This is a genomic window from Hymenobacter profundi, from assembly GCF_019334315.1.
Classification (GTDB): Bacteria; Bacteroidota; Bacteroidia; order Cytophagales; family Hymenobacteraceae; genus Hymenobacter; species Hymenobacter profundi.
Genome location: NZ_JAHWGL010000026.1, coordinates 1 through 20952, shown reverse-complemented (window position 1 = coordinate 20952; position 20952 = coordinate 1). Strand labels below are relative to the sequence as shown.

12 protein-coding genes are annotated in these 20952 nt (G+C 58.9%); 11 read left to right on the top strand and 1 reads right to left on the bottom strand.

Features of this window, described 5'->3' with window-relative positions; all coding sequences use genetic code 11:
- The first annotated feature begins 82 nt into the window (after positions 1-82).
- From KYK14_RS08650 to KYK14_RS08610, 9 genes are all read left to right on the top strand, one after another.
- Positions 83-2278: a xanthine dehydrogenase family protein molybdopterin-binding subunit gene (locus KYK14_RS08650; RefSeq protein WP_246601751.1), complete on the top strand. Its 2196-nt coding sequence runs from the start codon at positions 83-85 to the stop codon at positions 2276-2278.
- A 99-nt stretch (positions 2279-2377) separates the two neighbouring features.
- Positions 2378-2983 carry an RNA polymerase sigma-70 factor gene (locus KYK14_RS08645; RefSeq protein ID WP_219158500.1) on the top strand — a complete coding sequence of 202 codons (606 nt, stop codon included), beginning with the start codon at positions 2378-2380 and terminating at the stop codon, positions 2981-2983.
- A gap of 117 nt (positions 2984-3100) precedes the next feature.
- Positions 3101-4165, top strand: a complete 1065-nt coding sequence (locus KYK14_RS08640; protein WP_208307385.1) for a FecR family protein — start codon at positions 3101-3103, stop codon at positions 4163-4165.
- Between the two features lie 97 nt (positions 4166-4262).
- Entirely contained in the window at positions 4263-7712 is a 3450-nt protein-coding gene (locus KYK14_RS08635; RefSeq protein WP_219158499.1) for a TonB-dependent receptor, read from the top strand.
- 18 nt (positions 7713-7730) lie between these two features.
- The gene (locus tag KYK14_RS08630) at positions 7731-9338 is read left to right on the top strand and encodes a RagB/SusD family nutrient uptake outer membrane protein (protein ID WP_246601750.1); all 1608 of its coding nucleotides are present in this window, start codon (positions 7731-7733) and stop codon (positions 9336-9338) included.
- A 117-nt stretch (positions 9339-9455) separates the two neighbouring features.
- Positions 9456-10595, top strand: a complete 1140-nt coding sequence (locus KYK14_RS08625) for a SusE domain-containing protein (RefSeq protein ID WP_185283925.1) — start codon at positions 9456-9458, stop codon at positions 10593-10595.
- Positions 10596-10704: 109 nt separating this feature from the next.
- The gene (locus tag KYK14_RS08620) at positions 10705-11868 is read left to right on the top strand and encodes a glycoside hydrolase family 76 protein (protein WP_219158495.1); all 1164 of its coding nucleotides are present in this window, start codon (positions 10705-10707) and stop codon (positions 11866-11868) included.
- Between the two features lie 82 nt (positions 11869-11950).
- Positions 11951-14152 carry a GH92 family glycosyl hydrolase gene (locus tag KYK14_RS08615; protein ID WP_219158493.1) on the top strand — a complete coding sequence of 734 codons (2202 nt, stop codon included), beginning with the start codon at positions 11951-11953 and terminating at the stop codon, positions 14150-14152.
- Between the two features lie 82 nt (positions 14153-14234).
- Complete coding sequence (locus KYK14_RS08610; protein WP_219158491.1) at positions 14235-16100, top strand: glycoside hydrolase family 97 protein; 1866 nt, start codon at positions 14235-14237, stop codon at positions 16098-16100.
- Positions 16101-16186: 86 nt separating this feature from the next.
- On the opposite strand, the gene KYK14_RS08605 is transcribed toward KYK14_RS08610, so the two are convergent.
- Positions 16187-17113, bottom strand: coding sequence for an alpha/beta hydrolase (locus KYK14_RS08605; protein WP_219158489.1), 927 nt, complete (start codon positions 17111-17113; stop codon positions 16187-16189).
- Positions 17114-17170: 57 nt separating this feature from the next.
- Here KYK14_RS08605 and KYK14_RS08600 point away from each other — a divergent pair, with 57 nt between their 5' ends.
- A complete protein-coding gene (locus KYK14_RS08600; RefSeq protein ID WP_219158488.1) occupies positions 17171-20191 on the top strand; it encodes a PD-(D/E)XK nuclease family protein in 3021 nt (1006 codons plus the stop codon).
- Between the two features lie 210 nt (positions 20192-20401).
- Positions 20402-20839: a nucleoside deaminase gene (locus KYK14_RS08595; protein ID WP_219158486.1), complete on the top strand. Its 438-nt coding sequence runs from the start codon at positions 20402-20404 to the stop codon at positions 20837-20839.
- Positions 20840-20952: the final 113 nt, after the last annotated feature.

Sequence of the window (20952 nt, the reverse complement as noted above, 5' to 3'; positions counted from 1 at the left end):
TTTGCTGGCAACGAAGCGGTAGAAATGCTTCGACAAGCTCAGCATGACGGTCCTCTTCTATCTAGCTGTACCCTACCTTACTATGCCTACCTCCCGCCGCCACTTCCTCCAAACCACCGGCTGCCTGACCATTGGCTTTTCCTTGCTCGGGCCTACCTGGGCAACGGCTGCTACCGAAGCCGCCGACGAGCTACCCGGTAGCCTTGGTGACTACCCCCGCATCGATTCCTGGCTGGAGGTGCTGGCCGATGGCCGTGTGCGCGTGCTTACGGGTAAGATTGAGTTAGGCCAAGGTATTCGGATAGCCGTGGCCCAGATGGCGGCCGAGGAGCTGAATATACCCCTGAATCGTGTGGATGTAGTGCTGGCCGAAACCGACCGCACGCCCAACGAAGGATACACCGCTGGCAGCGGTTCCATTGAAAACAGCGCCACGGCTGTGCGCTACGCCGCTGCTGCCGCCCGCCAGAAGCTGTTGGCGCTGGCCGCTACCCAGTTGCAGACGCGGGCGTTTCAGTTGAAAACGCAAAACGGCGTGGTGACGGCGCCCAACGGCCAGACGCGCACCTTTGCCCAACTCCTTGGCGGCCAGCAGCTCACCGACGAAGTGCGCCTACCCTTGGCCCTCAAGCCCAAAGCCGAATACCAATACGTAGGCAAAGCCGTGCCGCGCCCGGAAATAGAGCGCATGGTGCGCGCCCAGGAATACTACGTGCAGGATTTGCGCTTTCCGGGCATGTTGCACGCCCGCGTGCTGCGGCCGTTCAACTACGACTCCAAGCTGGTGCAGTTTGACGAGAACGAGCTGAAGCGCGCCGTGCCAGGCTTGGCAAAGGCCGTGGTGAACGGCAGCTTTGTGGGCCTACTGGCCGAACGCGAGTACGACGCCAAACTGGCCCAAGACTGGGGCAAGCAGCACGTCCGCTGGACCGAGGGTAGGGCGCTACCAGCCGGGCAGCCCCTGAAAGACTACCTTCGCACCCTACCCAACACGCCCAAGCGCGTGCAGGACAAGGGCACGCTCACCACTGCCCCTACCCTGCGCGCCAGCTACTACAAGCCCTACCTCATGCACGGCTCCATTGGGCCGAGTTGCGCCGTGGCCCGCTACGATGCCGCCCAGCGCCGCCTGGAGGTATGGACGCACAGCCAAGGCGTGTACCCTCTGCGCGAAGCGCTGGCCGACCTGCTGAAAATGCCAGTCGATACTATTCACGTGAAAGGCGTGCCCGGCTCGGGCTGCTACGGCCACAACGGCGCCGACGATGTGGCCGCCGACGCGGCTCTGCTGGCCGTGGCCACGCCTGGCCGCCACGTGCGCGTGCAGTGGGCCCGCGAGGATGAGCACTGCTGGGAGCCCTACGGCTCAGCCATGGTGCTGGACCTGGCCGCCCGCCTCGACCCCGCCACCGGTCGCCTCACGCACTGGCACCAGCAAGTCTGGACCGACACGCACAGCAACCGCCCTGGCGGCAATGCTGATAAGTTGCTACCTGCCCAGTACCTGGCCCAGCCACGCCGCCCCGCAGACAACGGAGCCACCGACCCCAGCGCGGGCGGCTACCGCAACGCTGATCCACTCTATGCTATTCCCAACCTGCGCGTGGATGCGTATTTCTTCCAAGGGCCATTGCGTGTGTCGGCGCTACGTGCCTTGGGGGCCTACGGCAATGTGTTTGCTATTGAGTCGTTTATGGATGAGCTGGCCGAGAAGGCCGGCCTCGACGCCTGGGACTTTCGACTGCGCAACTTGCAGGATAAGCGGGCCATTGCCGTGGTAGAGCGTGCCCGTGCTATTGCCCGCCAGCAGCAGGTAGGCGAAAACGAGGGACTGGGCTTCGCTTTTGCACAATACAAAAACAAAGCGGCCTACGTGGCGGTGGTAGCCAAAGTCAGCATTCACGAGGAGGGCACTCCCTACCGCCCACAGCTATGGGCCGTGATTGATGCGGGCGAAGTCATCAACCTCGATGGGCTGAAAAACCAGACGGAAGGTGGCATGATTCAGTCAGCTAGTTGGGCGCTGATGGAGGAAGTGAAGTTTGACCAGCACCAAGTGCGCAGTCGGCACTGGGAGGCCTACCCCATCTTTCACTTCGACGAGATTCCATACGTGGACGTGACGGTAATCGACCGGCCCACCGAGCCGCCGCTGGGAGCGGGCGAGGCCGCGCAGGGCCCCACAGCCGCAGCATTGGCCAATGCCGTGTATCGCGCCACCGGCAAACGCGTGCGTGAATTGCCCCTACGCCCCGAAAAACTGACACGTGAAGCGTAACTTTCTCGCTTAACGAGCATTGACTTGTCGTTTTCTTCCATAAACGAATATAAAAATGTACCTTCACTTATAAGTCCCGATTTTTTCATTCAGTTGCTTATGAATCGTTCTGGCCTTCTGCAATACTCTCTCTGGCCGGATACTGCCTTGCTTGATGCAGTGCAGACGGGCAATGAAGGTGCGTTTGAGGAAGTGTATAAGCGCTACTGCTACCGGCTGTTCACGATGGCCTACCGCAAGCTTAAGAGTAGGGAGGTGGCCGAGGAGCTGGTGCAGGACCTATTTGCCACCCTTTGGACCAAGCGCGCCGAGGGGCATATTCAGCATCTGGAATCCTACCTTTTCTCGGCTCTGCGCTACCGTATTATCAATTATGTGAAGTCGCAACGGGTGCGGGATGGGTACGCGCTGTATTGCCGCATAGCACAGTCAGACGCAACCCATAACACCGAGGAGCAGTTGGCGCAACAAGACCTGAACACTGCCCTGAAAGCCAGCCTCGACCGACTACCTGAAAAGTCGCGGGAGGTGTTTCGGTTGAGTCGCCTGGAACACCACACGGTACCCGAAATTTCCGGCCGCCTGCATCTATCGGAGAAGGCCATCGAGTACCACATCACCAAGTCGCTGAAGCTGCTGCGCAGCTACTTACAGGATTTTTTGCTGGTTACCTGGCCCTTAATAGTTTGGTTTACTAAAATTTAAACCTCTGTATTATATACACTTACTGATTATTCACTGTTATTTTTCAAAAAAACACAACCTTATTTTAGGGGTACCGAGCAGTTCGTTGACTTAGTAGATAGAAGCACTACTCTACTCTTGCCCGAAACCGTGACGGAAGCCGAATTTCAACTGCTACTACAACGCTACCTCGATGGCCTCTGCACGCCCCAGGAACGGGTAGCAGTGGAGCAGTGGTATGACCGCCTGGAAGAATCGGAGGGGATGCAGTTGCCGGGACAGAACCAGGAAGCAGTGGAAGACGCCATCTGGCATCGATTAGCTACCCAGAACATTCCGGTGGCCGCCGAGGCAAAAGTGGTGCGGCACCCCGCCGCTTGGTGGCAGGCCCCTACCCTGCGCATAGCCGCGGCCCTGGTGCTGGTTGCCGTAGCATTGGCCCTACTCTGGCCCGCCGTGCGCCGCACCTGGGCTCCTGAAGCTCCCATTGCCGTGACCGTAACCAATGGCTGGACGAAGCAAACCAACACTTCGCAACATCCTCTGGCCGTGCGCCTACCCGATAATAGCCGCGTTACGCTGCATCCTGGTAGCAGCCTGCGCTACCTCGTTGCGTTGGCCGGTGCCCGGCGGGAGGTACACTTGGTAGGCGAAGCCTATTTTCAAGTTAGCAAAAATCCCCAGCGGCCCTTTCTGGTGTTCACCAACCAGGTGGTAACCACAGTATTAGGCACCAGCTTTCGGGTGAAAGCCTATCACAATGCGGCGCAGGCATCGGTGTCGGTGCGCGAGGGCAAGGTGGCCGTGCAAACCCGTGCAGATGCCGATTTGTCGGCTACGCCCAAGCGCCCGGCCGCGGCGGGTGTACTGTTGCTACCCAATCAGCAGGCGGTATACTCCGCAGCCAAACGGCAATTTACGAAGGAGCTAGTGTCGCAACCGGCCGTGCTGGTGCCGCAGCCCTTCGAGTTTGAAGAGCGCCCGGTGGCGGAAGTTCTCGCTGCCCTGGAAAAAGCCTACGGCGTTGATATTGTGTACGACCGGGCCACCCTAGCGCACTGCACGGTGAGCATCACGTTCTACAACGAGCCCCTGTTTGGCAAGCTCAATTTGCTATGCAAGTCATTGGGTGCCAGCTACTCAATTTCTGATGCACAGATTCTACTCCACAGCAACGGCTGCCAGCTAGCACCGGCCAGCTAGCACTTTGTCTAGTACGTTTTCACTTTCATTTTTTCCAACACATGCTCCTTTACCCTCACCGCTAACCCCCACCTACCTACCCATTTTCACTATTCCTATGAAAAATTCTGTACACCTTCCACCATTGGTCGGGTATTGCTTACGCGTGCTGCTGTTGCTGGCAGTGCTGGGCGGCGGACTGCCCGGCCGGGCAATTGCCCATTCGCAGCCTATGCAGGCGGTGCTCGAGAAAAAAATCACGCTGAAAGTTGAAGCGCAAACCATTAAGGCTACCCTAAGCCAGATTGCGCGACACTACAACGTGCGCTTTGTGTATAGCCAACAATTGGTAAAAGCCGAGCGCAAAGTGAGCTTACGCGTGCAAGACGAGCCCCTGTCTGCGGTGCTCGACGAGCTGCTGGCTCCCCTCAAAATTCAGTATGATGTGGATGAGGACCGTGTGGTATTGCGCGTGCTTTCTAAGCCCACATCTGCAATCGATTCCAACGTAGGCAATGCCCGTGCAAACGTTTCCGCGTCTAAGGCACCGCCCGTATCGGGGCGCGTGGTAGATGCCAACGGGGCCGGGCTGCCGGGCGTTTCGGTGGTGGTGAAGGGTACTACTACCGGCACCAGCACCGACGCAGAAGGCAACTTCTCGCTGCAAGCCCCCGAGGGTAGCACCCTCACGTTCAGCTTTGTAGGCTATGTACGCCAGGAAGTAGCCGTGGCCGATGCCGGCAGTAACCTCACCATCACGCTCCGCGAGGACGTGAAAGCGCTGGAAGAGGTAGTGGTGGTAGGCTACGGCACCCAGCAGAAGGCGGAGGTGACTGGTGCCTTGAACACGGTATCGGCAAAGGCGCTGGAAAACCGACCGGTAACCAACGTGTCGCAGGCGTTGCAGGGCACTGCGCCCAACCTGACCATTCAGCAGAGCAGCGCCGAGCCGGGCGCGGGCCTCAACATCAACATCCGGGGGGTAGGCACGCTGGGCAACTCCTCACCGCTGATCATTGTGGACGGCATTGCTGGCTCACTTAACTCCCTCAACCCCAACGATATTGAAAGCGTTACGGTACTGAAAGACGCTGCCTCGGCGGCCATCTACGGTTCGAGGGGGGCTAATGGCGTGTTGCTGGTGACCACCAAGAAAGGTGCCCTCAACCAAAAGCCCGTGGTGACCTACAACACCCTCGTGGGCTTGCAGACGCCTACCTTCCTGCGCCGGCCGGTAACGGGCCTGGAGTTTATGCAGCTCAAGAACGAGGCCCTGATCAACTCGGGCCAATCCCCGCAGTTCTCGCCTCAGCAGATCCGCGAACAGGTTGCCCGGGGTGATAATGAGTGGTATCTGGACGCGGTGCTGAAAAAGCAGGCGTTGCAGCAAAACCACAACCTCAGCCTCAGCGGTGGCTCGGGCAAGACGCGCTACTTGGTGTCGCTGGGCTACGTGGACCAGAATAGCCTGTTTGTGGGCGACAACTACGGTTATAAGCGTCTGAATGCCCGCCTGAACCTGAATACGCAGGTGACGGACAAGCTGTCGGTAGGCGCTATTTTGGCCTATGCCCGCGTGAATAGAAAAGAGCACGCCTACGGCACCGACTGGATTATTGGCGACGCCGTGCGCATTCCCGTTATCTACCCCGTGCAAGATTCGGCTGGCAACTATTTGACGGCCCCTACCTCTACTGCTAACCCTGTGAACCGCTTGCGCAATGGCGGCCAGCGCACTTTTGCCGACGACAACGGCTACGCAAACCTGAATGCAGAGTACGAAATCATCAAAGGCCTGAAACTACGTGGCCTAGTGGGCGGCGACCTGTGGAACTACCGCATGGACGAGTTTCGGCGCAGCTTGCAGTACGTGACCCCCGACGGCTCGCCTACTTCTGGTGGCGACGGCAACAACGCCGTTACGAATCGCACGCAGCGTACCCTGCTCACCAACTACCAGACTACTCTTAATTACGAGCACCTGTTTGCCGACAAGCACGATGTGAAGGCATTGGTAGGCTATTCCAGTGAGCATTTCAACGATGACCGATCTGGTATTGCTGTTATCAACATCCCCGGCAACGACTTCGGGGTGATTAGCAACGGCACCACCTACACCGGCATTTCGGACCCCAGTGGCGGCTTCCACCCCAACGGCACCTACGGCAACAACGAGCAGTGGGCGCTGAACTCGGTATTTGGGCGCTTGAACTATGCTTTTGCCGGCAAATACCTCATCGAGGGTAGCTTCCGCTACGATGGCTCGTCGCGCTTTGCCAGCGACAAGCGTTGGGGCTTCTTCCCGTCGGTGTCGGTAGGCTGGCGGCCCTTGGAAGAAAACTTCCTGGACTTCCTGCAACCCATGTTTAGCGACTTGAAAGTGCGTGGCTCTATCGGGCAACTCGGCAACCAGAACATTGGTCTGTACCGCTACTTGAGCACGATTAGCACGGCACCGGGCGCGTATGCATTCGGCAACCAGCCGGTAGCCGGCGTCAATTTCAACACTGCTAACCGCGACATCACCTGGGAAACGGCTACCATGGGCAACGTGGGGGTAGACGTGGCCTTTCTACAGAATGCCCTGTCGGTTAGCTTCGACTACTTCGACAAGCGTACCAACGACATTCTGATTGACCTGCCCGTGGCCGGAGCTTTTGGGGCTGGTGCCCCTACCCAGAACGCGGCTAGCGTGCAGAACCAGGGCTGGGAAGTATCGGCGACCTACCGCCTGAATACCGCCCGCGGCTTCAACCAGACCCTGACGCTGAACGCAGCCGATACCCGCAACCTGGTACGGGACACGAAGGGCGTGGAAACCATCCGGGGTGGCGACGCCACCAACATCATCCGCGAGGGCTACCCCATCAACTCCTACTTCGGCTACCGCACCGACGGGTTCTACCAGAACACGGAAGAAATTGCCAATGGCCCCAAGCCAGCCTTCGTGACACCCGGCAGCCTGCGCCCTGGCGACATCCGCTACGTGGACCGCAACGGCGACGGTGTGATCAACCAGGATGACCGCTACGTGCTGGGCAATCCGTTTCCGCGCCTGACGTTTGGCGCGAACTACACGGCCACCTACAAGGGCTTCGACCTGGTGGTGTTTGTGCAAGGGGTAGGCCGTCGTAATCTGTACATCCGTGGTGAGGGTGTGGAAGCGTTCCACAACAACTGGGAGAACGTGTACAAGCAGCACCTCGACCGGTGGACGCCTACCAACACCGATGCCTCCTACCCTCGCTTGACCGTGGGCACAGCCTCTACCAACAACAACCAGGGCTCCAACTACTGGCTGCGCAACGGAGCCTACGCTCGCCTCAAAAACGTGCAGTTGGGCTACACCCTACCCTCAGCTCTTACCTCCAAAGCAGGTATTCAGCAGCTGCGTGTGTTTGTATCGGGCCAGGACTTGTTCACCATCACTCACTTGCGCGACATCGGCTTCGACCCCGAAATCTCGGAGTTCAGCGAGAGCGTGGGCCTGGGCGGTGGCGTAGGCAGCAGCGGCCGCGTGTACCCCAGCGTACGCGTAACCACGCTGGGCCTCACGGTTTCTTTCTAACGATCCAACAGTATGACCATGAATCGCATATTTCGCTATAGTTTTTTGCTGGGCCTTGGACTGAGCTTTGCCGCCTGCCAGGACCTGGACCTACCCCCTACCGACCGCCCCACCGACGCCACGTTCTGGACGCAGCCCAGCGACGCAGCCAACGTGCTCAACTCTTGCTACGCCGGCCTCTACCCGAGCGAGTACTTCTTCTTCAACGAAGCCCTCTCCGACAACGCGTATAACAAGAGCGATGTAGACGGCTCCAACGTGCGCAACGTGGCCGAGGGCGCTTACGGCACTAACCAGGCGCGCATCACCAACGAGTGGGGCTACCACTACGGCGGCATTCGCGCCTGCAACCGCCTGCTGACGAACATCGACAAGATTGGGACGCTCGACGCAGGCCTGAAGGCCCGCTACATTGCGGAGGCGCAGGCCATCCGTGCGTTCCACTATTTTCAGTTGATGACCTGGTACGGCGCCGTGCCCCTCATCACCACCGAGCTGAGCGTGTCTGAGGCCAACAGCGTGACTCGCACGCCCCGCCCCGAGGTGCTGGATTTTGTGCTGAAAGAGCTGGATGCCGCCGCCGCCGTTCTACCCGTGAACACGGCTTATGGAGCCGAGGACAAAGGCCGCTTCACGAAGGGCGGCGCTATGGCCTTAAAAGCCCGTGTGCTGCTGTACGAAGGTGACCGTTGGGCCGATGTAGTGGCTATCACGACGCAGCTGATGAGCGGCTCGATGGGTACCTACACGTTGTTCCCGAGCTACATGGGCATATTTGCGCCGAGCAATGAGAACAACAACGAGGACATGCTGGATTTGCAGTATGCCTTCCCCACGCGCACGCACTCGGTACAGCGGCAATTTATTCCGCGTACTGAGGGCAAGCTGGTGACGTCTATTGCCCCTACCCAGGAGCTAGTGAATAGCTACCTGATGGCCAACGGCAAGACCATCAACGAAGCCGGCTCGGGCTACAACGAGGCCACGCCCTACCAGGGCCGCGACCCGCGCTTCATGGCTACGCTGGTGTATGACGGCTACACGTGGCGTCGTCCCGATAACTCGACCATCGTTATCCGCACTTTCCCCGGTACCGGCGACAACTCTATAGACCGCCAGGACGCCAGCCCAACCGGCTACTACTCCTCGAAATACTTCGATCCCACGTCTGACGCCAACCTGAACTCGGGCCTGAACCTGATCCTGATTCGCTACGCCGACGTGCTGCTGATGCACGCGGAGGCGAAGAACGAGCTGGGTCAGTTCACGGCTGCCGACTGGGACAACACCATCGGGGCGCTGCGGCGCCGGGCGGGCTTCACCGATGCCGCGGCCCTCACCTTCCCCGGCGGCGACAAAGCTAGCTTGCAAGCTACCATCCGCCGTGAGCGGCGCGTGGAACTGGCGATGGAAGGCCTGCGCATCTTCGACCTTCGCCGCTGGCGCACGGCCGAAACCGTACTCAATGGTTTCGCCCACGGCATCAAAGCCGGCGACCCGAACGTGGACAACGGCTATATCCGCGTAGACCAGCGCACCTTCGATCCGGCCCGCCACTACCTCTGGCCCATTCCTCAGCGCGAGCGGGACATCAACGGCAACCTGGAGCAAAACCCAGGCTGGTAGGCCCAAATGACGAAGTGATTAGGATAGAACATCATGCTGCTCTATTTAGGACGTTATTCCGAGCAGCATGACGTTCTTATCAAGAAATAAACAACGAACAATCAACAACTACTCATAATGAAAACCCATCCCATACTGCTTCTTTTCTTCCTTTTCCTGACCGGCATCCTCTCGGCCTGCAACGACGACGATAACGCGCTGGACGAGACCATTACGCCGGTATCGAACTTGATTTCGCCCGTGAACAACGCCTTCATACGCCTCGACCCTCCTTCCAACGCGGCCGTGACGTTTGAGTGGGGCCAGGCCCGCGCCGCCGACGGCACGGTGGTGCTCTACGAGTTGGTGTTTGACAAGGAAGGCGGCGACTTCTCGAAGCCCGTGTACAGCATTGCGTCGGGCACCAATGGTCTGGACACCAGACTGGTGCTCAGCCACGGCGACCTGAACCGCATTGCCGACATTGCCGGTATCAAGTCGCAGCAGCAGGGCAAGCTGATCTGGACGGTAAATGCCTCGAAAGGCCTGAACGTGCAGAAAGGCACCGAGACGCGGACGATGACGCTGGAGCGGCCCGCGGGCTTCTCTGCCCTACCCCCGGCGCTCTACCTTACGGGCTCGGGCACGGAGGCTGGCGCCAACATGAGCCAGGCCATCCAGTTCAAGAGCATCTCGGCTGGTGTGTTTGAGCTGTATTCCCGCCTGAGCGCCGGCGACGTGAAGCTGATTGACCAAACCAGCGGCACACCCACTACCTACGCCATCGACGGCAACAAGCTAGTAGAAGGCGACCAGGGCACCAGCCCCACCACCACGCCCAAAGTGTACCGTATCCGTCTGGATTTCAACAATGCCGCCGCTACCCTCACCGAAATCGAGTCGGTAGGTCTGTGGTTTGCACCCCAAAGCAAAATACTGGTAGAGTTGCCCTACGTGGGTAAAGGTGTGTGGAAAGTGGAGAATACGCCCATCGAGTTCTTCCAGGAAAGCTGGGGCCGGGATGAGCGCTACAAATTCCGGTTCACAGAGAAAAACGCGGCCGGCGCTACCACCCAACAGTTCTACGGCAGCACCAACTCCGACAACCAGCGCGCCACCGCTAGCACACCAGCTGCTTATTATTACCTGATACCCGTAACGGCCGCGTCGTACGACTACACCTACAAGTTCCAGACGGAGGCCGACATGAAGAGCGTGGACGTGACCGTGCGCATGCAGCCCGACGGCCCCTACACGCACCAGATTACCGTGCGCTAATGCGGATGTTGAGCGAGTAGACGGTGAGACGTGCGACAAGCGGCATAGCTGATAGACCTTCTCGCCATCTGCTCGCTCAAAATTCACTTCTCCTAAGCAACTGAACGATATGATCTTGACTTCTTGGCATTCCCGCCTGGGTAGCTGCGCCCTGCTGGGCCTGTTACTGACCGCCTGTAAAGACCCCGTAGACGATTACGTGGCCCCACCCACTGCCCCGCCCGTGGTGGCCACAGCCAACTGGTCGGCCCGCGCCGACTCGGCCCAGGCCGCGTTGCAGCAGAACTTCTATGTCGCCAACGAAAACTACTATCGGCAAAACAACGCCGGCCAAAACAATTTCAACTACTGGTGGCAAGCGCACGGCCTCGATATACTGATCGACGGCTTTCAGCGCACCAGCAGCGCCGACTACCTTACCCGTATGCGGCAGTTGATACAGGGGGCGAAAGCCAAAAACGGCAACACCTACCTCAACGAGTTCTACGACGACATGGAGTGGCATGCGCTGGCTTGCCTGCGCGCCTACGAGGTGACCAGGGAAGCGGAGTACAAAAACATTGCTACTCTGCTCTGGAACGACATTAAGCTGGGCTGGAACGAGCAGCAGGGCGGTGGCATTGCGTGGAAAAAAACGCAGCGCAGCTACAAAAACACGCCCGCCAACGCTCCCGCCGCCATTCTGGCCGCCCGCCTCTACATGCTCGACCGCAACCCCGATGACCTGGAGTGGGCGAAAAAGATTTATGCCTGGCAGAAAGCCACCCTGGTAGATCCTGCCAATGGGGAAGTGTGGGACGGGGTCAACCGGGAGAACAACAACCAGATTGACAAGAACTGGCTTTTCACCTACAACCAGGGCACCTTTATAGGAGCGGGCGTGGCGCTGTACCGCGCCACCCAGCAAACCTCCTACCTCGATGATGCCAACCGCACGGCCGCCTACGTGCTCAACAACACCCAGCTCTCGCCGGGTGGTATTATGAAGGATGAAGGTGGCGGCGACGGTGGCTTGTTCAAAGGTGTTTTGGTGCGCTACCTCACGATTTTGGCTACCGAGCCGGCCGTGAGTGCCACCAACCGGGCCAACTACGTGTCCTTTCTGAAATTCAACGGCGAAAGCCTCTATTCCAAAGGCACGCGCCGGCCGCAATATATCTTCAACACTAACTGGACTACCCTACCCGGTACCACCGTGGACGGCTCTACTGAAATGAGCGGCGTGATGATGCTAGAAGCACTGGCCGATTTGCAGGCCCGCAACGTGCTGTAAAGAAGTTCGTCCCTTAATTGTAAAACTCTTAACCCTGACAGGATTTCAAGCCCCTGTCAGGGTTATTATTACCCCCAAACTCATGCTGAAACGACCTAGCTATTGCCTTCTTCTTTCTGCGCTGGCCGTCTTCTCCTGCACCAAAACCACCCCGCCCGCCGGCACTGCCAACGGCGGACGTAGTGAGAAGCTGGGCAGCCATCTGCAATACGCCAACCCCTTTATGGGGACGGGGCCGCTGAACGACCCCAAAGACATGGGCTACACCACGCCCCCAGACTGGCGCGGCGCGTGGGCCGGGTTGGTGTTTCCGGGCAGTTCCCTACCCAATGCCATGGTGCAGCTGAGCCCCATCACGGAGTTTCATACCGGCGCGGGCTTCGACTACGAGGACTCGGTGATTGTGGCATTTGCGCACACCAACAAAGGCCACTGGAACCTGTGCCACCTGCCGGTGCTACCCGTTACGGGCGCGGCCAATGCGAAAGGCGACTACTCATCCCGCTTTGCTAAGAAGACGGAAACGGCCTCGCCGGGCTACTACGGCGTGACGTTGCAGGACTACGGCGTGCAGGTGGAGCTGACTTCTACCCTGCGGGCCGGTTTTCACCGGTACCGGTTTGCGCAGCCGGACAACCGTAGCATTGTGTTCAAGCTGGCACAGTCCAACGAGCGGGTTTCGAACTGGGCTATGGAAAAGGTAGGCGACGCGGCGGTGCAGGGTTTTCAGGAAACCGGTCGGCAAACGGTGTTTTTCTACGGAATGCTCAGCGAACCAATGCAGAACCTGGACGTACGCGGCCCCGGCACTAAAGACGGCCTAGCCGTGCTGCACCTCACCAACGGCGGCAAAAAACCGGTGGAGCTGCGCGTCGGCATCTCGTTCGTGAGCATCGAGAATGCCAAGCAAAACCTGGCGCAGGAGATTGGTAGCCGCTCGTTTGAGCAGGTGCGCCGCGCTGCCGCCGACACTTGGGAAACCATGCTGGCGCGGGTAGACGTGAAGGGCGGCACCCCCAAGCAGAAGGAAATGTTCTACAGCTGCCTCTACCGCTCCTTCCTGTGGCCGGCCCTGCGCAGCGACCTGAACGGCGAGTACCGCGACACGAAAGGCAACGTGGTGAAAGCCGACTTCAACTACTACACCGAGCCGTCGTTGTGGGACACCTACCGCAACAAGGACGTGCTGATGAGCATGCTCGCGCCCGAGGCCAGTACGGATGTCATTAAGTCGTTGCACGACGTGGGCAAGAAGACCGGCTTCATTCCTACCTTCTTCCACGGCGACCATGGCGCAGCCTTTATTGCGGGCGCCTACCAGCGCGGCCTCACCAATTTTGATGTGCAGGACGTGTACCGCCTGCTCCTGCGCAACGCCAACGTAGAGGGCGGCACGCGCCCCCACATTCAGGAGTACATCCAGAAGGGCTACATCGCTACCGAAGAAGCGCCTAACCCCCAAGTGGAAACCAAGGGCAAAGCCGGCGTGTCGAAAACGTTGGAATACGCTTTCGACGACTATGCCGTGGCTCAGTTGGCAAAAATTCTGAAAGATACCGCCAACTACCGCACCCTCATGGCGCGCTCGAAGAATTACCGCAACGTCTTCGACTCCGGCACCAATTTCATGCGCGGCCGCTTGGCCAACGGGCAGTGGGTGAAGAACTTCAACCCAGAGTATCCCTACTACGAGTACATGTACCGCGAGGCCAACGCCTGGCAGGTGTCGTTTTTTGCCCCCCACGATATGCCGGGTTTGGTGAAGCTATACGGCGGCCCACAGGCCTTCGAGGCCAAACTGGATTCGCTGTTTACGGTGCCTTGGAACCCCAGCTACATTGCGCGCAACGTATCGGGCTTCATTGGTCAGTACTGCCACGGCAACCAGCCCGACCACGAAACGCCTTTCTCCTATTACTTTATCGACAAACCCGAGAAGTCGCAACGCCGCCTCGACGAGATTATGGAGCGCTTCTACGGCATGGGCAAAAACCAGCTGGGCTACTCCGGCATGGACGACGCCGGCGAGATGTCGGCCTGGTACGTGTTCAGCTCCACGGGCCTCTACCCCTTCTCGGCGGCCGATGCGCGCTACATTGTGAGCGTGCCGGTGTTTGATGAGGTGCAGTGGCACATGCCCGGCGGTAAAACCCTGACGGTGAAGCACACCGGCACGGGCCGCAACCTGCGCAGCATTCAGGTGAACGGGACCGCCAACCAAGGGTATTTTGTACCTTATGCGCTATTCCGCGACGGCGGCGAAGTAGCGGTTATTACACAATAATCAACTATAGCTAAAGCTAGACTAGGCTAGCTTTAGCTTCCATCTGTCCCGCACCTTACCCTAACCATCTTTCAACCCTACTATGTGCAAACTTCCCTTGTTCGGCTTTGCTCTATTGCTAAGTCAAACCCTACCTATCCACCACTTACTGGCGCAAACCAAGCCAACCACGGTTGTTAGTCCAGATAAGAACCTTCAGGTAGAACTATTCTTGACGCAAGGTCAGCTGCAATACCGTGTAGTGTACAAGGGCAAAGCAGTCGTTGAGCCCTCGACGCTTGGCTTGCAGGTAGATCAGCAGAAAATCGGCGAAGGCCGTGCGTTCGGTGCTGTAAAGCGCACGTCGGTTAACGAAACCTACCCGTGGCGCGGCGTACACAGCAAAGCCGTGAACCAGTACAACCAGGCTATTGTGCCGGTGCAGGGAAGCGGTAATACGTCCGGGTTTCAAGTGGAAACGCGCGTGTTCAACGATGGTGTGGCGCTGCGTTACGTGGTCAACAAAACCGGCGCCAGTACTACCACGGCCGATGATACCCGCTTTACCCTACCTGCGGGTAGCATCGTGTGGAGCCAGCCCGATATCGGCAACTACGAAGGTAAGTATCAAAAGCAGCGCATCGAAGACGTACCGGCTGGCCAGAAAGCCGGGCCACCGCTCACGGTGCAGCTACCCAACGAGCAGGGTTATGTGGCCATTACCGAGGGTGGCCTAACCGACTTTGCGGGCATGTCGCTAGTGGCGGAGGGGCAGCGCGTGTTCAAGGCCCATCTGACCGGCGACACGAAGAAAACCGGCTCCGTCGAAACGCCCTGGCGCATCATTGAGGTAGGGTCTGACCTGAACACGCTGGTGAACTGCGACATTGTGCACAACGTGTCGCCCAAACCCGATCCGAAACTGTTTCCGCAGGGGCTGGCTACTAGCTGGATTAAACCGGGCAAGAGCGTGTGGTCGTGGCTGGCTGGCAACGGCGGCGTGACGTTCGAGAACATGAAGCGTTTTTCGCAGTGGGCCGGGCAGCTAGGCATTCAATACAACTTGGTAGATGAAGGCTGGTCGCGCTGGAACGATGGCGGCAAAGATCCGTGGGCGTTGCTGCAAGAGTTGGTGACGTATTCTGACGCCCAAAAGGTAAAGGTGTGGGTATGGAAAGCCTACCCCGACCACGACGGCACACCCGGCCTGAAAGATCCTACTGCCCGCAAAGCCTTCTTTAAGCGCTGCAAGGACACAGGCGTAGTAGGACTAAAAATCGACTTCTTCGACACTGAGTCGCAGGAGATTATCGACTTTTACCAGGCTGCTTTACACGATGCCGCCGAATTACAGCTGATGCTGGACTTTCACGGCGCCAATAAGCCCACTGGCGAGTCGCGCACCTGGCCCAATGAGCTGTCGCGCGAAGGTATTCGGGGCCTGGAAAACGCAACCGTGTGGCCGGCCCATAATGCTACCCTACCCTTCACACGCTACTTGGCCGGCCACGGCGACTACACTCCCCTCACTTTCCGCGACATTGGCAAAGGCACTACGTTCGCCCACCAAATGGCTTCGCTGGCCACGTTCACTTCGCCCTTTCTGTGCGTAGCCGCCAACCCCGAAGACATGCTGGCCAGCAAAGCCAAAGACCTGATTGTGAACATGCCCACCGTGTGGGACGAAACGATTGTGTTGCCAGCCAGTGAAATAGGTACTCTCTCCCTGTTGGCGCGCCGCAGCGGCACCACTTGGTACCTTGCCGCCCTGAACGGCGAAAAAGCCCAGTCCGTCGCTGTTGATCTGGGTTTTCTTGGCACGGGCAGCTACCAGGCCGCTACATTAGCCGATGAAGCCGGTAACCCAAAGGCAGATGCTATCCAAAAGAGCAGCGTCAGCAAGAAAAGTAAGCTGACGCTCAAGCTAGTGGAGGGCGGCGGCTACCTCAGCCGGTTTACCAAGGAGTAGCCCGGCTGCTATCGGTATCAGTTAAAAAGCAGTGCCCCTCCTTTCTCAAGGAGGGGCACTGCTTTTTAATCTAACTTTATTACGAGCTACTTCGTCAGCCACCCGTTCATATCCAACCAGTTACGTAGCCGCTCCGCCCAATCGTCCTTTGTTGTGCGGTTATAGAAGCCGTAGCCGTGGCCACCTTTGGGGTAGAGGTGCATTTCTACGGGCACCTTGTGGTGCAGGCAGGCCTGGTAGAACAGCAGGCTATTTTGCACCGGTACTACCTCATCGTCCTCGGAGTGCACTAGGAAGGTAGGCGGCGTTTGGGCCGATACCTGCAACTCGTTGGAATACAGCTTTATTTGCTCAGCCGAAGCATTTTTACCCACCAGATTATCCCGTGAGCCGCCATGCGTGAGGCTATCGGCAAACGTGATAACGGGGTAGGCCAGAATCAGAAAATCGGGGCGCACGGAGGTAGGGCCGGGCTTGTTTCCTACTGGCTTCGCGAAGTGCGTACCGGCTGTGCTGGCCAGGTGCCCACCAGCCGAGAAACCCGCTACTCCAATTCGGTTGGGGTTGATGTTGAACTTGGCAGCCTGCTCACGCACCATCCGAATGGCCTGCTGCACATCCAGCAACGGCGCAATGCTTCTGTCAGGTTGGGTACGGTCGTCGGGCAGGCGGTATTTCAGCACAAACACCGTGATACCCATGGCGTTCAGTTTCTCGGCTACCTGGTAGCCCTCGTTCACCATCGACAGGAAACTGTAGCCACCACCGGGACACACCACCACGGCGGTGCCGTTGGCTTTGTCGGCCGGCGCAGGGTAGACCAGCAGCTTGGGCTGCACCACCTGCCGCACGAACTCGCCGCCATCGGGGCGCTTCTCGGTGGTTTCGGTGACGCTTTTATTGGGTTTAGCATTGGGGATGGTACCCGTGTAGAGCGGCAGAATTTGCTGCTGGGCAGCGAGTGGCGCGGCGGAAGCGGCGAGGAAGAACGTAGCGAGGAGGAATTTTTTCATGGTGTGAGGGTTGACGGAGTAGCGTACCTTTAAGTTGCTGTTTGCTGCACCAAGTATATGCCTTCTACCCGATCTACTGCTACTTTTCCCGAAAATACCACCGCGCCACCCACTGCGCGGCCCCTGCCCTTCCTCGCCCAGGCCGCCCGCGACCTGCTGGCCCGCTACCCCGGCGGGGAGTTGTCGGATGTGGTGGTGGTAGTGCCCACGCGCCGGGCGGTGGTGTATCTGAAGAATGAGCTGTCGCTGGCCGCCGAGGTAGGCCAGGCCGTGTGGAGCCCGCGCATTGCGGCTATGGAGGACTACATGGTGGAACTGGCCGGCGTGCAGGTAGAGGAGCCCATTGCCCTACAACTCTTGCTGTTCGACATTCTGCGCGACATTGATGCCCGCCTGGATTTCGACCAATTCGTGGGGTGGTCGGGGTTGCTGGTGCAGGACTTTTCCAACCTCGATCAGAACCTGGCCAACCCGAAAAAAGTCTTTGAATACCTCACCCAGGCCAAAGCCCTGGAGCGCTGGGATTTGTCGCTCACGCCCGCCGAGGACAGCACCACGGCCGCCTACTTCCGTTTCTGGGATGATCTGGAGAAGGTGTACTGGCGCCTCCGCCGGCGCATGGAACACGACCACCTTGCCTACCCCGGCTTGGCCTACCGCCTGGCTGCCCGCCGCGTGAAGAACCGTTTAGAAGCCGGCGAAACGCTACCTCAGCATGTATTCCTAGGCCTTGGCACCTTATCGAAGTCCGAAGAAAAACTGATTCAGCGTCTGCGCAAAGCCGGTCGGGCCGAGGTGCTGTTTGATGGCGACGCATTTTACTTGGAAACCGACTCACCCAACCGCGCCGGCCAGCATCTGCGCCGCTACCGCAAGCTGTGGGATTTGCCAGCCGAGGCCTTTGGCGGCGTACCCGGCCATGGGCTACCGGAGCTGCTGCGCGGCCTACCCCGCCAAGTACAGTTTGTGGGCGTGGCCAACTCCTCCATGCAAGGCAAGGTAGCCGGGCAGCTGCTGGCCGAATCGCGCCGCCTCGACCCCAAAGCCAAAGTGGCTGTGGTGCTGCCCGACGAAACCCTGCTCCTACCCGTGCTTCACGGCTTGCCCCTCGATGCCGTGCCCGAGTACAACGTGACCATGGGCCTGAGCTTCCAGAGCACCCCCCTGTTCAACCTGGTCGATTTGCTGTTTGAGGTGCACCTCACCGGCATCCGGGAGGGCTCGCAGGAAACGGGCTACGGCGTGCCGCGCTACCATCATTTGGCCGTGCAAAAGCTGCTCACGCACCCGTTTCTGCGGCGCTATCAGCACTGGCTCGATCAGCAGCCCGAGCAGCCCCACCACCTGCTCGACCAGATTTGCCAGCAGATTGTCAAGCGCCAGGCCGTGCTGCTACCCGCCACCGAGCTACTGGAAATGGGCCAGCAACACCCCCTTATTGAGGCGCTGTTTGCCACCTGGGACACCTGCGACGACATCATTGCCGCCTGCTACACACTCATCGACCTACTCAAAAAAGCCTACCAAGACCAGCATTCGGCCATTGAGGCGGAGTATCTGTACCTGTTTTTTACGCTGGTGAAGCGGCTCGATTCGGTATTCGACTGCCGGGAGCAGCGGCTGTCGGTGCGCTCGTTCCGGCGCTTCCTCTACGAGCAAATGGCCCGCACTCGTCTACCCTTCTCCGGCGAGCCCATTGCCGACGTACAGGTAATGGGTCTGCTGGAAACCAGGGCCTTGGACTTCGACCACATCATCATTCTGAGCTGTAACGAGCGGGTGCTGCCGGCCCCCAAAAATCACGCGTCGCTGTTTCCCTACGACGTGCTCACGCAGTTCAACATGCCTACTTACGCCGACCACGAAGCGGCCACCGCCTACCAGTTCTGGCGCCTCTTGCAGCGCGCCCGCCGCGTAGACCTACTGCACGTGCTACCCGGCGCCGACGGCAGCCGCACCGGCGAGCGAAGCCGCTTTTTATTACAGATAGAGAACGACTTACGCCTGCAAAACTCCCAAATGGAGTTGCGCGACGTAACGGTGGAAACAGTACCTTCTTCCCTACCCTCGCCAGCAAAAGAAATACCCATAGGCACTGAAATAGTAGAAACGGCCCTTGGCGACCTCACCCTGGCCAAAGACCCCGAAATGCTGACCGCTCTACGCGGCGCGTTGGAGCGCGGCTTGTCGCCCTCGGCGCTCAACCAGTTCGTGGGCTGCTCGTTACAGTTTTATTTCTCCCGCATTGCGCGGTTTCAGGAGGCCGAGGAGGTAGAGGAAACGCTGGGAGCCGATGGGTTTGGAACGGCGGTGCACGCGGCGCTGGAAAAGCTGTTGCAGCCTTTTGCGCAGGAGCAGCGCCTGCTCACGGCCGAGGATATTCCAGAGCTCATTAAACAAGCCGATAAAGAGGTGGCCCGCGCCCTGCGCCGCGAGGAAAAAGAGCGCCACGCCCGCGCCGACGAAGGCCTGAACTACGTGCTGGGCCAGGTAGCCGTACAGCTAGTGCGGCGTTACTTCGAGAGCCTACTCACGCAGCCAGGCGCCCTACCCTTGCAGATTCATGGGTTGGAGCAGCAGCTGTTTGCCACGGTATTCGTGCCTATGCCCGACGGCGAAAAGCTGCCAGTGCGCCTCATCGGCTACGCCGACCGCCTCGACCGCCTACCCAATGGCAGCCTGCGAGTGGTAGACTACAAAACCGGTATAGTGCAGGGCTTCGAACTGAAGCTGCAAAAAGCCAAAGAGCCTGCCTCTGCGGCCGTAGAACGCTTACTGATGGAGGCTAGCTCGGGCGCGGAGAAGGTGCGCCAGCTCTGGCTGTACCGCTTTATGCTAGAAGCCGAGGGCCAGCAAGCCGCCGACGCAGCCATCCTCTCCATGCGCAACCTGCCCGGTGGCCTGCTCACGGCCGATATGTCGTTTCTGACGGAGGACGGCCAGTCGTTTCGCCAAGCCAGCGAGGAGCTGCTGGGGCAATTGGTGCACCGCATCCTTGATCCGCTGGAACCCATCCGCAAAACCGACGACCTAGATAGGTGCCAGTACTGCGCCTACCGGGGTATTTGCGCTCGGTAGCTAGAATGACCGTTCTCGGTATTCTACTTTATCTAGGAAACTGTTTCAGTTGCTTGTTGAACGGTGTAGAGACGCATACTTGCATCTCGTCGTTGAACGGTTCCGCACGCACGACACAAGCGACGAGACGCAAGTATGTGTCTCTACACCGTTTCGGTGACCCTTTCAGTTAATTTAAATAGCTTCTACTTCAATAAAAACTCCTACCCCATGAAAGACCAATTCATGCAAGCCGCCATCGATGAGGCCCGCGCTGGCCGGAAAGAAGGCGGTATTCCGATTGGCTCCGCGCTGCGCCGCGGCGACGAACTAGTGGCCAGCGGCCACAACAAGCGTGTGCAGGAGGGCAACCCCATCCTGCACGGCGAGATGGACTGCCTCAACAATGCCGGCCGCCAGCGCACCTACCGCGACACGGTGCTCTACACCACACTCATGCCCTGCTACATGTGCGCCGGCACCATCGTGCAGTTCAAGATTCCGAAGGTAGTGGTAGGCGAAGCGCAGACCTTCGGCGAGTCGCTGGAGTTTTTGCAGTCGCACGGCGTGGAGGTGGAAATCCTCAATCTGCCCGAGTGCGTGGATATGATGCAGGAGTTCATCGAAGCCGAGCCTACCCTCTGGAATGAGGATATTATGGAGGAGTAAGTTGTGAGGTGGTGAGTTTGTGAATAGAAAATACGGCTGTCATCCTGAGCGGAGCGAAGGACCTTCTGCCAGTTGAACGAGTCGTTGTTACGCATGTCGTTCTACCGTGATAA